Annotated in this window: 12 protein-coding genes; 9 read left to right on the forward strand and 3 right to left on the reverse strand. The window is 72.7% G+C overall.

Features of this window, described 5'->3' with window-relative positions:
- Positions 1–793: DUF4349 domain-containing protein (locus ACWDS7_RS39865; RefSeq protein ID WP_451933492.1), on the forward strand; the 793-nt coding region annotated here is incomplete at its 5' end.
- A gap of 16 nt (positions 794–809) precedes the next feature.
- Here the strand turns inward: ACWDS7_RS39865 and hemE are convergent.
- Positions 810–1,847, reverse strand: coding sequence for a uroporphyrinogen decarboxylase (hemE, locus tag ACWDS7_RS39870; protein ID WP_451933493.1), 1,038 nt, complete (start codon positions 1,845–1,847; stop codon positions 810–812).
- A 684-nt stretch (positions 1,848–2,531) separates the two neighbouring features.
- Between hemE and ACWDS7_RS39875 the strand changes: the two genes are divergently transcribed.
- From ACWDS7_RS39875 to ACWDS7_RS39900, 6 genes are all read left to right on the forward strand, one after another.
- Positions 2,532–3,128 (forward strand): DUF3000 domain-containing protein, encoded by a 597-nt coding sequence (locus ACWDS7_RS39875; RefSeq protein ID WP_306867692.1) that lies wholly within the window; start codon positions 2,532–2,534, stop codon positions 3,126–3,128.
- Positions 3,125–4,351, forward strand: a complete 1,227-nt coding sequence (locus ACWDS7_RS39880) for an HRDC domain-containing protein (protein ID WP_451933494.1) — start codon at positions 3,125–3,127, stop codon at positions 4,349–4,351. Before ACWDS7_RS39875 ends, ACWDS7_RS39880 begins: the two co-directional genes overlap by 4 nt.
- A 144-nt stretch (positions 4,352–4,495) precedes the next feature.
- Positions 4,496–5,638, forward strand: coding sequence for a Gfo/Idh/MocA family protein (locus ACWDS7_RS39885; RefSeq protein WP_451933495.1), 1,143 nt, complete (start codon positions 4,496–4,498; stop codon positions 5,636–5,638).
- Positions 5,638–6,768 carry a dihydrodipicolinate synthase family protein gene (locus ACWDS7_RS39890; RefSeq protein WP_451933496.1) on the forward strand — a complete coding sequence of 377 codons (1,131 nt, stop codon included), beginning with the start codon at positions 5,638–5,640 and terminating at the stop codon, positions 6,766–6,768. Before ACWDS7_RS39885 ends, ACWDS7_RS39890 begins: the two co-directional genes overlap by 1 nt.
- Before the next feature lie 26 nt (positions 6,769–6,794).
- Positions 6,795–7,622, forward strand: a complete 828-nt coding sequence (locus tag ACWDS7_RS39895) for a sugar phosphate isomerase/epimerase family protein (protein ID WP_451933497.1) — start codon at positions 6,795–6,797, stop codon at positions 7,620–7,622.
- Positions 7,623–7,759: 137 nt separating this feature from the next.
- The gene (locus ACWDS7_RS39900; RefSeq protein ID WP_451933498.1) at positions 7,760–8,449 is read left to right on the forward strand and encodes a hypothetical protein; all 690 of its coding nucleotides are present in this window, start codon (positions 7,760–7,762) and stop codon (positions 8,447–8,449) included.
- A gap of 30 nt (positions 8,450–8,479) precedes the next feature.
- Here ACWDS7_RS39900 and ACWDS7_RS39905 read toward each other — a convergent pair whose 3' ends face one another.
- Positions 8,480–9,472 (reverse strand): LacI family DNA-binding transcriptional regulator, encoded by a 993-nt coding sequence (locus ACWDS7_RS39905; RefSeq protein ID WP_306867682.1) that lies wholly within the window; start codon positions 9,470–9,472, stop codon positions 8,480–8,482.
- A 148-nt stretch (positions 9,473–9,620) separates the two neighbouring features.
- On the opposite strand from ACWDS7_RS39905, the gene ACWDS7_RS39910 reads away from it, so the two are divergent.
- Both ACWDS7_RS39910 and ACWDS7_RS39915 read left to right on the forward strand, forming a co-directional pair.
- A complete protein-coding gene (locus tag ACWDS7_RS39910; protein WP_451933499.1) occupies positions 9,621–10,820 on the forward strand; it encodes a thiolase family protein in 1,200 nt (399 codons plus the stop codon).
- Positions 10,817–12,889: a 3-hydroxyacyl-CoA dehydrogenase NAD-binding domain-containing protein gene (locus tag ACWDS7_RS39915; RefSeq protein ID WP_306867680.1), complete on the forward strand. Its 2,073-nt coding sequence runs from the start codon at positions 10,817–10,819 to the stop codon at positions 12,887–12,889. Before ACWDS7_RS39910 ends, ACWDS7_RS39915 begins: the two co-directional genes overlap by 4 nt.
- On the opposite strand, the gene ACWDS7_RS39920 is transcribed toward ACWDS7_RS39915, so the two are convergent.
- Positions 12,886–13,161: hypothetical protein (locus ACWDS7_RS39920; RefSeq protein WP_451933500.1), on the reverse strand; the 276-nt coding region annotated here is incomplete at its 5' end. The two genes, ACWDS7_RS39915 and ACWDS7_RS39920, sit on opposite strands and share 4 nt — an antisense overlap.

Below are 13,161 nucleotides of genomic sequence, written 5' to 3' on the forward strand. Positions count from 1 at the left end.
GTCGGACGCCTACACCGGCGGCGAGGGCTCCGCGCAGCTGGTCTTCAAGGTCCCGCCCGGGGGCTATCCCGGCGTGCTGGAGCGCCTGGGCAAGGACCTCGGCACGCGCGAGTCGCTCCAGCAGAACACCGAGGACGTCACCGAGCAGGTGGCCGACGTGGAGAGCCGGCTGAGGTCGGCGCGGTCGGCGCTCGACTCGCTGCGCGCGCTGCTGAAGAAGGCCGACACGATCGGCGAGGTGCTGGACGTGGAGCGGGAGATCTCCGGCCGCGAGTCCGACCTGGAGGCGCTGCAGGCCAGGCAGAAGACGCTCGCCTCACAGACGAGCATGGCGACGCTGACGCTGAACCTGGTGGGCCCGGCGACCGTGGTGCCCGAGAAGGAGGATGAGCCGTCCGGTTTCCTCGGCGGGCTGCAGACCGGCTGGAAGAGCTTCGTCACGGCCCTCAAGGTCGGGCTGACGGTCCTGGGCGTGCTGCTGCCCTGGCTGATCCTGATCGTGCCGCTCTGGCTGCTGCTGGCCTTCCTGCTCCGCCGTAGCCGGGAGCGCGCCGTCCGGACGGCACCGCCCCGCACGGCCGGTCCGGGCGGGCCGGCGGGGATCTTCCCCGGCGACGGCCCCGGGCGGATCCCCGCCGGCGACGGAGCCGGCCCCGGAGGCGGCGCCGGCGGGACGCGAGGGACCTTCCCCGTCGGCGACGGGCCCGAGCGGGCCCCGGACGGCGAGGGAGCCGCACGGGCCCCCGAGGGGCCTGGGCAGCCGGAGGAGCCGGCTCCGCCCGGGCGTCCGTAGCCCCCGCGGCGGGAGGTCAGCGGGTGGAGGCCTCGTGCACGAAGTCCGTGAGGCGGGCGAGCTGGTCGGGGTCGGCGCCGGGGGGCACGCCGTGGCCGAGGTTGAAGATGTGGCCCTCGGCCTTGGCGCCGCGGACGAGGATGTCGCCCGCGCGGCGCTCGACGACCTCCCACGGGGCGAACAGCGTCGCCGGGTCGAGGTTGCCCTGCAGCGCCTTGCCCGGGCCGACCCGCCGGGCGGCCTCGTCGAGCGGGACCCGCCAGTCGACGCCGACCACGTCGGCCCCGGCCTCGCCGAGCAGGGCGAGCAGCTCGCCGGTGCCGACGCCGAAGTGGATGCGCGGGACGTCCAGGTCGGTCAGGCCGGCGAAGATGCGGCTGGTGTAGGGCAGGACGAACTCGCGGTAGTCCTCGGGGGCGACGGCGCCGACCCAGGAGTCGAAGAGCTGGACCGCCGAGGCCCCGGCGGCGATCTGGATGCGCAGGAAGTCGAGGGTGATCCCGGTCAGCCGCTCCATCAGGGCGTGCCACAGCTGCGGCCGGCCGTACATCATCGCCTTGGTGCGGTCGTGGCTCTTGGAGGGGCCGCCCTCGATGAGGTAGGAGGCCAGGGTGAACGGCGCGCCCGCGAAGCCGATGAGCGGGGTCGGGCCCAGCTCGCCGGTCAGCGTCCGGACGGCCTCGGTGACGTAGGAGACGTCGTCGGGCTCGATCGGGCGCAGCGTCCTGATCGCGTCGGCGTCCCTGATCGGCTCGGCCACCACCGGCCCGACGCCGGGCTTGATGTCCAGGTCGATCCCGATCGCCTTGAGCGGCACCACGATGTCGCTGAAGAAGATGGCCGCGTCCACGCCGTAGCGGCGGACCGGCTGCAGCGTGATCTCCACGATCAGGTCGGGGGTGGCGCACGCGGTGAGCATCGGCACCCCGCCCCGCACGGCCCGGTATTCGGGCAGCGAGCGGCCGGCCTGGCGCATGAACCACACGGGCGTGCGGGAGACGGGCAGGCGGCGGCAGGCGCGGACGAACGGGGAGTCGGCAAGCTCGGGAGTCACCCTCCCAGGGTGCCATGCCGGGGGCGCGGTCCGCTCACCAAGGCCATTGACCGAGGTTCTCGGTACGAAATCACCTGTTATTCAATGAGATCACGGCGAACAACGCCCAGACAGTTTCAAGTCATGATGACGATCGGGTTCTGCCGGTTTCGAGTGCTTCGTCCGCTAGAAAGCGATGTCGGCAGGCATCCGGCGGCGGCGGAAGGCACGGAGCGATCATGTTTCCGGGTACAGTTTCTCCCATTGATGAACTTGGTACGGCCCATGGCTGGTCCAAATGTCTGTCAAGTCACCGCGCGGCATCGATTCCGGCACCACTTTCGGGACACGCCGAGCACGTTGCGCGGAATTGTCGGCGCGACGTGCCAACGTCGGACCACGACCCGACGAAAGGCCCGTGCGATGTCCACGATGTGGAGTTCAACCGAACGCCGCGGTGAGCACTGTGCTTCCTGTGCCGCCGAGCGGGTTTTCGAGCAGCCCCCCTGTTCCGACGGCCACGGACCGGGCCGGTGCCCCGAGTGGGCCTGCGTCGAGTGCGGCCACGCCCTGTTCCCGGGGGTCCCCGACGGCGAGGGCGCGCCCGCTCTCCGCCGGTCGATGGCAGTGGCTTGATTGGCTCCAATGGCTCCTACACACACCCCAGTGGTCCCAATGCGCTCAGTTCCGACCTACGCTTCCGATATGACCCTCGGTGACGCACCGCCCGCTCCCGCCGCCTTCCGGCGTGCGGCGGCCACTTTGCGCCCGGCCGAGGTCAGACCGGAGATCGAGCTGGAGGACATCCCGGCGCCGCAGCGCCTGGCCCCCTATTCGGCCGCCATCGGCGCGTCGGTCTATCGCGACGACGACGAGCTGGCGGTCGGCCGCCTCATCATGCTCTTCGACCCGGACGGCCAGCGCGGCTGGGACGGGCCGTTCCGCCTGGTCGCCTACGTCCGGGCGGACATGGAGCTGGAGATCACCGAAGATCCGCTGCTCGGTCCCGTCGCGTGGAGCTGGCTCACCGAGTCGCTCGACGCGCACGGCGCCGGCTACGCCGCCGCCGGGGGGACCGTCACCCGGGCGGTCTCCGAGGGCTTCGGCAACAAGGCCGACGACCCGGTGAGCACGGAGCTGGAGCTGCGCGCCTCCTGGTCTCCGCTGGAGGAGGATCTCTCCGGCCATGTCGCCGCCTGGTGCGATCTGATGTGCCTCGCGGCGGGTATACCCCCCCTGCCACCCGACGTGGCGACCCTGCCGCCACGCCGTCGCGAAGATCCGGAGCCCTTCCGAACGTGACCGACGAGACAACCATTGTTCCGCTGCTGGAGCCGCGAGAGGGAATCCCACCCGTCATCGAGGATCCCGCCGGCCTCGCACGCGCCGTGCGCGCCTTCGCCGAGGGCACCGGCCCGGTCGCCGTGGACGCCGAGCGGGCCTCCGGCTACCGCTACAGCGGCCGCGCCTATCTGGTGCAGCTACGCCGCGCGGGTGCGGGCAGCGCCCTGATCGACCCGGTCCACTGCCCGGACCTGTCGGAGCTCGACGCGGCGCTGGCCGGCGCGGAAGTGGTGCTCCACGCGGCCTCACAGGACCTTCCATGCCTGGCGGAGCTGGGCTTCCACCCTCGGGAGCTGTTCGACACCGAGCTGGCCGGGCGGCTGCTGGGCTACGAGCGGGTCGGGCTCGGCATGATGGTGGAGAACGTCCTGGGGCTGAAGCTGGAGAAGGGCTACTCCGCCGCCGACTGGTCCACCCGCCCGCTGCCGGAAGACTGGCTGCGCTACGCGGCACTCGACGTCGAGGTCCTGGTCGAGCTACGCGACGTCCTCCACGAGGAGCTGGAGTCCAGCGGGAAGCTGGCCTGGGCGAAGGAGGAGTTCGCCTCGGTGCTGGCGCACAGGTCCCCGGCGCCGCGCTCGGATCCGTGGCGGCCCACCTCCGGGATCCACAAGGTCCGCTCGCTGCGCGGCCTGGCCGTGGTCCGGGAGCTGTGGACGCTCCGCGACGAGTTCGCCCGCGAGTCGGACCTCGCGCCGGGCCGGGTCCTGCCCGACGCGGCGATCGTCACCGCTGCCCTGGAGCTGCCCCGCACCACCAAGGCGCTCACCGAGATCCCCCCCTTCACCGGCCGCAGCGCCCGCCGGCACCTGCGCGACTGGCTGGCCGCGATCGGCCGGGGGCGGGCGCTGCCGGAGTCGGAGCTCCCGCAGCCCAGCACCCCGGGTGACGGGCCGCCGCCCGCCAACCGGTGGATGGACCGCGACCCGGTCGCCGCCCGGCGGCTGGCCGCCGCCCGGGCCGTGGTGGCCGCGCTCGCCGACGAGCACCACATGCCCACGGAGAACCTGCTCCAGCCCGACGCGGTGCGCCGGCTGACCTGGGAGCCACCCGCGGTCATCGACGAGGAGAGCGTCACGGTCCGGCTGCGCGAGCTGGGCGCCCGGGAGTGGCAGATCGGCCTGACCGCCCACCCGATGGCCAAGGCGCTGATCCGGCTGGAGACCAAGGGCGAGATCTGACCCGGCGGTCCCGGGAGCCGCCCCGAGCGGCTCCGCGCCGGACCGGCCGGCTCCTGCGGCCGCCTCCCGGGTAAGCGCTTGCCGAGGAGGCGGCGGCTGCCGTACGGTAACCGGGAAAGCGCTTTCCATAGGAGGCTCAAGAAGATGTCCCCGCGAAGCATCGGCGTCGTGATGAACGGCGTCACCGGCCGGATGGGCTACCGCCAGCACCTGGTCCGATCGGTCCTGGCGATCAACGAGCAGGGCGGCGTGGCGCTGTCCGACGGCAGCCGGGTGACGCTCAAGCCGGTGCTGGTGGGCCGGAGCGCCGAGAAGCTGGAGAAGCTGGCCCGCGACCACGGCATCGCCGACTGGACCACCGACCTGGACGCCGCGCTGGCCGACGACGGCAACCTCGTCTACTTCGACGCCCAGGTCACCCAGGCCCGGGTGAAGTCGGTGCTGAAGGCGATAGAGGCGGGCAAGCACGTCTACGCCGAGAAGCCGACCGCCGAGACCTTCGAGGACGCGCTGGCGCTGGCCGAGGCCGCGACCGCCAGGGGCGTGAAGAACGGCGTCGTGCAGGACAAGCTCTTCCTGCCGGGCCTGCTCAAGCTCAAGCGCCTGATCGACGGCGGCTTCTTCGGCCGGATCCTGTCGGTGCGCGGCGAGTTCGGCTACTGGGTCTTCGAGGGAGACTGGCAGGCCGCGCAGCGCCCGTCGTGGAACTACCGCGCCGAGGACGGTGGCGGCATCGTCCTCGACATGTTCCCGCACTGGGCCTACGTGCTGGAGAACCTCTTCGGCCAGGTGCGGTCGGTCTACGCCCAGGCCGTCACCCACATCCCCGAGCGCGTGGACGAGCAGGGCAGGACCTACCCGGCCACCGCCGACGACGCCGCCTACGGCGTCTTCGAGCTCGACAACGGCATCGTGGCCCAGATCAACTCCTCCTGGAACGTCAGGGTGAACCGGGACGAGCTGGTGGAGTTCCAGGTGGACGGCACGCACGGCAGCGCGGTCGCGGGCCTGCGCAACTGCCGCGTCCAGCACCGCGCCACCACCCCCAAGCCGGTCTGGAACCCCGACCTGCCCGTCACCGCGCGCTTCCGTGACGACTGGCAGGAGGTGCCCGACAACGCCGAGTTCGACAACGGCTTCAAGATCCAGTGGGAGATGTTCGTCCGCCACGTGATCGAGGACGCGCCCTTCCCCCACGACTTCGCCTCCGGCGCGCGGGGCGTCCGCCTCGCCGAGCTGGGCCTGCGCTCCTCCGCCGAGGGCCGCCGCCTGCCGGTGGAGCCGTGATGAGGATCGCGCTGCCCGGCGGGGAGCACACCCTGCGCGAGCCGGTGACCTGGGCGGTGCCCGCCGGCCCCGCCAGGAGTCGCGTCGTCTACGCCGCCGCCCACGTCGTCGCCGACCCGCTCGGCGACAACACCCCCGGCTCCCCCGCCGCCGTCGACTGGGACGCCACGCTGCGCTTCCGCCGCCACCTGTGGTCACACGGCCTGCGGGTCGCCGACGCCATGGACACCGCCCAGCGCAACATGGGCCTGGACTGGGCGGCCACCCGCGAGCTGATCCGGCGCAGCGCCGCCGAGGCGGCCTCCTTCGGCACGGCCGCCACGCTGGTGGCCTGCGGCGCGGGCACCGACCACGCGCCGCGGGCGGCGACGCTGGAGGAGGTCGTGGCCGCCTACACCGAGCAGATCGAGACCGTGCGGGAGGCGGAGGCCGGCGTCATCGTCATGGCCAGCCGCCAGCTCGCCCGGATCGCGCGGGGGCCCGAGGACTACCACGCGGTCTACGGCAAGCTGCTCTCCCAGGTGGACCGCCCGGTGATCCTGCACTGGCTCGGCGAGATGTTCGACCCCCAGCTCGCGGGTTACTGGGGCTCGGCGGACGTGGCCGAGGCCACCGCGTCGTTCCTGGCGCTGATCGCCGAGCACGCGCCGATGGTGGAGGGCGTCAAGGTCTCGCTGCTGGACGCCGACCACGAGATCGGGCTGCGCGCGGCGCTGCCCGAGGGCGTCAGGCTGTACACCGGCGACGACTTCAACTACCCCTCGCTGATCAAGTCGGGCAGCCACGCGCTGCTGGGCGTCTTCGACGCGATCGCCCCGGCCGCGGCGGCGGCCCTGCAGGCGCTCGACGCGGGCGATCTCGCGCGCTACGACGAGATCATGGACCCGACGGTCGCCCTCTCCCGGAAGATCTTCGAGACGCCGACCTACAACTACAAGACCGGTATCGTCTTCCTGGCCTGGCTCAACGGTCATCAGGACGCCTTCGCCATGGTCAACGGCGCCCAGGCGGCCCGCTCGCTCCCCCACCTGGCCGAGGTGTTCCGCCTGGCCGACCGGGCCGGGCTGCTGGCCGACCCCGAGCTGGCGGTCTCCCGGATGAGGTCCCTGCTGGCGGTGCACGGACTGTGAGCGCGGGAGCGGAGAGCGGACGGGACATGAGCCGTTTCGCGCTGAACCAGTGGACCACCCGGCGATGGTCGGTGGCCGAGGCCGTCGACGGGTGCGTGCGGCACGGCGTCGAGGCGATCGGCCTGTGGCGGCAGAACGTCGCCGAGCAGGGGCTGGAGGAGACCGTCAAGCTCGTCGCGGACGCCGGGCTCCGGGTGTCGTCCCTGTGCCGGGGCGGCTTCCTGACCTCGGGGGACGCCCTCGACGACAACCGCAGGGCGATCGACGAGGCCGCCGCGCTGCGGGCCGCGTGCCTGGTCATGGTGGTCGGCGGCCTGCCGGGGGTGGTCCCCGGCGAACCCCTGGGCACGATCTCCCGTGACCTGGCGGGCGCCCGGGAACGGGTCGCCGAGGCGCTGGCCGTCCTGGCCCCCTACGCCGGCGAGCGCGGCGTCAGGCTGGCCCTGGAGCCGCTGCACCCGATGTACTGCGCCGACCGGGCCGTGCTGTCCACCCTCGGCCAGGCCCTGGACCTGGCCGAACCATACCCGGCCGAGCAGGTCGGCGTCATCGTCGACACCTTCCACGTCTGGTGGGACCCGCAGGTCTTCCAGCAGATCGCCAGGGCCGGGGAGCGGATCGCCGGCTACCAGGTGTGCGACTTCCTGTCGCCCCTGCCGGCCGACGTCCTGCTCGGCCGGGGCGTGATGGGCGACGGCGTGATCGACTTCGCGCCCCTGACCAGGGCGGTGACCGAGGCGGGCTACACCGGGGACATCGAGGTGGAGATCTTCAACGCCGACGTGTGGGCCGCCGACCCCGACGAGGTGCTGACGCGGATCATGGCCAGGTACGGCGAGCTGATCGGCGGCTGAGACCCGGGCGGACGTGTCCGCCCGCTCCGGACGACCGCTCCGCGTTGGAGTCATGAGGCGGATGAACGTACGGTGAGGACATGACGATCGCAGACAGTGAAGCCAGCCCCGCCGTACAGCGGCCGGCGGAACACGTGATGGCTGTATTCGAAGCGATCCAGGAGTGGGAGGCCGCCAACCCGGGGTCGTCCCCGTCCGGACAAGGACAGGCGATCCTGTGGGCTCTCGGCAAGAGTGAGCAGGCGCCCGTCAGCGGCCGCCCGACGTCGGGAGCCCCGCCGACCCTCGCCGAGGCGCGCGCGGAGATCGACGCCGCCGAACGGGTCCCGCGCGAGGGCCGGGTGGTCCCGGCCGACGGGGTCATCAGCATCCTGCACTGGCTGATCGGTGTCAGGGACACGGTGCCGATGCCCGGCCGCCGCTCCTCCGAAGGATGGGGACATCTGGTCGGCGGCCGCGGGGTGATCGTGCGCACCGAGGCGGAGATCGGCCGGATCGCCGAGCTGGCCCGGGCGGGCCAGGCGGGGACCTCCGGCGAGCCGGACAGGGCGTGGTGCTCCGGGACGGCCGCCGTGTGTGAATGGGTGCTCGGCACCCGCCGGAAGTCACCCGTCCGGAACACGCCGCGGCCCATTCACGGGCCGACCGGGCTCAACCTCGGGATGGAGGAGAGCGCGGCCGAGGACGTCTCCCGACAGCTCGGCCGGGGCCGCCAGCACCCTGCCGGCTACGGCGACGGGGTCGTCCGCACGATCCGCTGGCTGCGGGGGCAGCTCACCGTCCCGCCCGTGAACGAGCAGGGAAGGCCGGCCTCCGGCGGCCGCTGACCGGAAGGGCTCCCGCGTGCCGCGGGGCGCTCAGGCCGGCCGGCGGGTGCTCTCCCGCAGGACCACCTCTCCGGCCACGGGCTCGACCCGGACCTCCGGGGCCGCGTCGAGGGCCAGCTCCAGCGCGCGGGCGCCCATGTCGGCCAGCGGCAGCCGTACGGTGGACAGCGCCGGGACCAGGTCGCGCAGGGTGGCGATGTCGTCGAAGCCCGCCACGGAGATGTCGTCCGGCACCCGCACGCCCCGGTCCCGGAAGGAGGCCAGCGCGCCCACGGCCATCACGTCGTTGACGGCGAACACGCACGTGGCGCCGGAGACCTCGGCCGCCGCCGCGTAGCCGCCGTCCCGGTCGAAGGAGCCGTGCACGATCTGCGGCGCGGGCAGGCCGAGCCCGGCGAGCGCCCCGGCGAACCCCGCCACCCGGTCGCGGGCCGTGATCAGCCCGGCGGGGCCCGCGAGCACGGCGAAGCGCCGGTGGCCCAGCCCGGCCAGGGACCGGGCCAGCGCGGCGGCGCCCTCGTGGTTGCCCGGCACCACCGTGTCGGCGCCGAGCAGGTCCTGGCCGACGCAGGCCACCCGGCCGCCGGTCTCCCGGTAGCGGTCGAGCTCCTCCCGGAGCCGGCGGGTCACCAGGGGGTCGGCGACCCGGGAGCCGGCGAGCAGCACCGCGCAGACCCGCTGCGCGTTCAGGGTCGAGACGTAGGCGATCTCCCGTTCGGGGTCGCGGTGCGTGGTGCCGACCATGACCACGAGCTCCTGGCTCTCGGCCACCCGCATGGCCCCGTCCGCGAGCGCGGCGAAGTAGGGGTCGGTAAGATCGTGGACCACCAGCCCGATCACGTTGCTGGCCCCCCGGGCCAGCGTCTGGGCGGCCACGTTGGTCCGGTAGCCGAGCTGGGCTGCGGCCAGTTCCACCTTGGCCCGCAGGGACGCCCCCACCTGACGGGTGCTCCCGTTGAGCACCCGCGACGCCGTGGCGAGCGAGACGCCTGCCCGCCGGGCGACATCTTCGAGCGTGACCATCGGCAACCTCCAGGGAAAGCGTTTTCCCAGTCTGCCAGAGCCGGCCGCCTCCCGCATCCCGGACCCGCTGGGCACCCTGGCCGCGCGGAGTGTTGTTACTGACCAGTAGCATAGGGGGGAAGCTACCCAGCAACGAGGAGCGAACCCCGTGCCTTCCTCTCGTGACGTCGTATTCGTCGACGGTGTGCGCACGCCGTTCGGCAAGTCGGGCCCCAAGGGGCTGTATGCCGAGACGCGCGCCGACGATCTGGTGATCCGCGTCATCCGCGAGCTGATCCGGCGTAATCCGAACCTGCCGCCGGAGCGCGTCGACGAGGTGGCCATCGCGGCCACCACGCAGATCGGCGACCAGGGCCTGACCATCGGCCGCTCCGCCGCGGTGCTGGCCGGACTGCCCAAGAGCGTGCCCGGCTACTCCATCGACCGCATGTGCGCCGGTGCCATGACCGCCGTGACCTCGGTCGCCGGAGGCATCGCCTTCGGCGCCTACGACGTCGCCATCGCCGGCGGCGTCGAGCACATGGGCCGCCACCCGATGGGCGAGGGCGTGGACCCCAACCCCCGGTTCCTGGCCGAGCAGCTCGTGGACGGCTCCGCCCTGGTCATGGGCATGACCGCGGAGAACCTGCACGACCGCTACCCCACCATCACCAAGCAGCGCGCGGACGCCTTCGCCCTCGCCTCGCAGGAGAAGGTCGCCAAGGCCTACGCCGACGGCAGGATCCAGCCCGACCTGGTCCCGATGGCCACCCGGTCGGCGGAGCAGGGCTGGGGCCTGGCCACCGTCGACGAGGCCCCCCGCCCCGGCACCACCCTGGAGGGGCTCGCCGCGCTGAAGACCCCCTTCCGCCCGCACGGCCGGGTCACCGCGGGCAACGCCTCCGGCATCAACGACGGCGCGACCGGCTGCATCGTGGCCGCCTCCGACGTCGCCGAGGAGCTCGGCCTGGCGCCCAAGATGCGCCTGGTCTCCTACGCCTTCGCCGGCGTGGACCCCGAGGTCATGGGGGTCGGCCCGATCCCGTCCACCGAGCGGGCGCTCCGCCTGGCCGGGCTCTCCATCTCCGACATCGGCCTGTTCGAGATCAACGAGGCCTTCGCCGTGCAGGTGCTGGCGTTCCTGGAGCACTTCGGCATCGCCGACGACGACGCCCGCGTCAACCCCTACGGCGGCGCGATCGCCTTCGGTCACCCGCTGGCCTCCTCGGGCGTGCGGCTCATGACGCAGCTGGCGCGCGAGTTCGGCGAGCGCCCCGACGTCCGGTACGGCGTGACCACGATGTGCGTCGGCATGGGCATGGGCGGGACGGTCATCTGGGAGAACCTGGGCTGGGAAGGTAACAAGTGACGGACATCAAGGAACTGTTCGCCGACGAGGTCGTCACCAAGGCGATCGTCCGCGACGTGGAACTGCCCTACGGCGCGGGCACCATGGCGCTGATCACGCTGGACAACGGCTTCGACCACACCAAGCCGTCCACGTTCGGCCCCGGGGGGCTCACCTCCCTGAACGAGGCCCTCGACTCGATCGCCGGCCGCGGGGACCTGGCGGCCGTGGGCGTCATCGGCAAGCCGTTCATCTTCGCGGTGGGCGCCGACCTCAAGGGCGCCGCCACGGTCGCCGAGCGGGAGCAGGCGCTCGCGATCGGCAGGCTGGGCCACGAGGTGTTCCGCCGCCTCGGCGAGCTGGAGGTGCCGTCGTTCGCGTTCGTCAACGGCGCGGCGATGGGCGGCGGCCTGGAGGTCGCCCTCCACTGCACCTACCGGACCATCTCCTCCGGCGTGCCCGCGGTGGCCCTGCCCGAGTGCTTCCTCGGCCTGGTGCCCGGCTGGGGCGGCACCCAGCTGCTGCCCCGTCTGATCGGCCCGGCCGCGGCCATCAAGCTGATCATCGAGAACCCGCTCTCGCAGAACCGCATGATCAAGGGCCGGGACGCCTTCGCGGCCGGTGTCGCCGACGCGATGTTCGAGCCGGCCGACTTCCTGGAGGAGTCGCTGCGCTGGGCGGCCCGGGTGCTGCGCGGCGAGGTGACCGTCTCCCGCGCCGACCACACCGCCGACGACTGGTCCAAGACCGTCGCCGACGCCCGCTTCCTGGTCGACATGAAGCTGCACGGCGCCTCCCCCGCCCCCTACCGGGCGCTGGAGCTGATCGAGCTGGCCCGCACCGCCTCGCGTGAGGAGGGCTTCGCCGCCGAGGACCGGGCGCTGGCCGACCTCCTCATGGGCGACGAGCTCCGCGCCGGCCTCTACTCCTTCGACCTGGTGCAGCGCCGGGCCAAGAAGCCCGCCGGAGCCCCCGACAAGGCCCTGGCCCGCAAGGTCACCAAGGTGGGCGTCGTCGGCGCGGGTCTGATGGCCTCGCAGATGGCGCTGCTGTTCGCCCGCCGCCTGGAGGTCCCGGTCGTGCTGACCGACCTGGACCAGGCCCGGCTGGACAAGGGCGTCGGCTACGTCCACGCCGAGATCGACAAGCTGCTGGGCAAGGGCCGGATCTCCGGCGACCAGGCCAACCGGCTCAAGGCCCTGGTGACCGGCTCGCTGACCAAGGACGCCTTCGCCGACGCCGACTTCGTCATCGAAGCCGTCTTCGAGGACCTGAAGGTCAAGCAGAAGGTGTTCGCCGAGGTGGAGGAGGTCGTCTCCGCCGAGTGCGTGCTGGCCACCAACACCTCCTCGCTGTCGCTGACCGAGATGGCCGCCGCGCTGCGGCACCCCGAGCGGGTCGTGGGCTTCCACTTCTTCAACCCGGTGGCCGTGATGCCGCTGCTGGAGATCATCCGGGGCGCCGAGACCGACGACGCGACGCTGGCCACCGCCTTCGCCGTCGGCAGGTCGCTGAAGAAGTCGTCGGTGCTGGTCAAGGACGCGCCCGCGTTCGTGGTCAACCGGCTGCTGACCCGCTTCATGGGCGAGGTCATCGGCGCCGTCGACGAGGGCACCCCGCTGGAGGTCGCCGACCACGCGCTGGACGGGCTCGGCCTGCCGATGACCCCGTTCACGCTGCTGCAGCTCGTCGGCCCGGCCGTCGCGCTGCACGTCGCCGAGACCATGCACGCGGCCTTCCCGTCCCGCTACGGGGTGTCGGACAACCTCGCCAGGCTGGTCGCGGCCGGCAAGCCCGGCGTCTACGCGCCGGACTTCTCGTTGGACGCCGAGGCGGTGGCCCTCTTCTCCGGCGGGACCTCCCCGTCGACCGCCGAGGAGGTACGGCTGCGCGCGCTGCGGGCGCTCGCCGAGGAGGTCCGCATCATGCTCGACGAGGGCGTGGTCGCGGCCGCCCAGGACATCGACCTGTGCATGATCCTCGGCGCGGGCTGGCCGTTCCACCTGGGCGGCATCACCCCGTATCTGGACCGGGCCGGGATCGCCGAGCCGCGTTTCCTGCCGCCGGGCGTGGCCTCCGTCCCCGCCTAGCCGCCTCCTGGAGCGGTCTGTCCGGGCCGGGCCGTCCACCCGCCGCCTACGGTGTAGGAGGTGCTGTTGGCGCGCTGCGTGCTCCAGCTGTTGGCCGCGGTGTAGGTGACGGTCTTCGAGCCAAGGGTGGCGCCACCAGCGGTGTAGCCGGAGGTGCCGGTGCCCGTGGCCTCGGTCGCCGCGGCCAGGACATCGCTGATGAACTGGGCGGTGTCCTTGGTCGAGCCGACAGTGTAGGCCGACAGGGCCATGACCTTGATCGTGTCCGTGGT

Source organism: Streptosporangium sp. NPDC003464 (genome assembly GCF_053588315.1).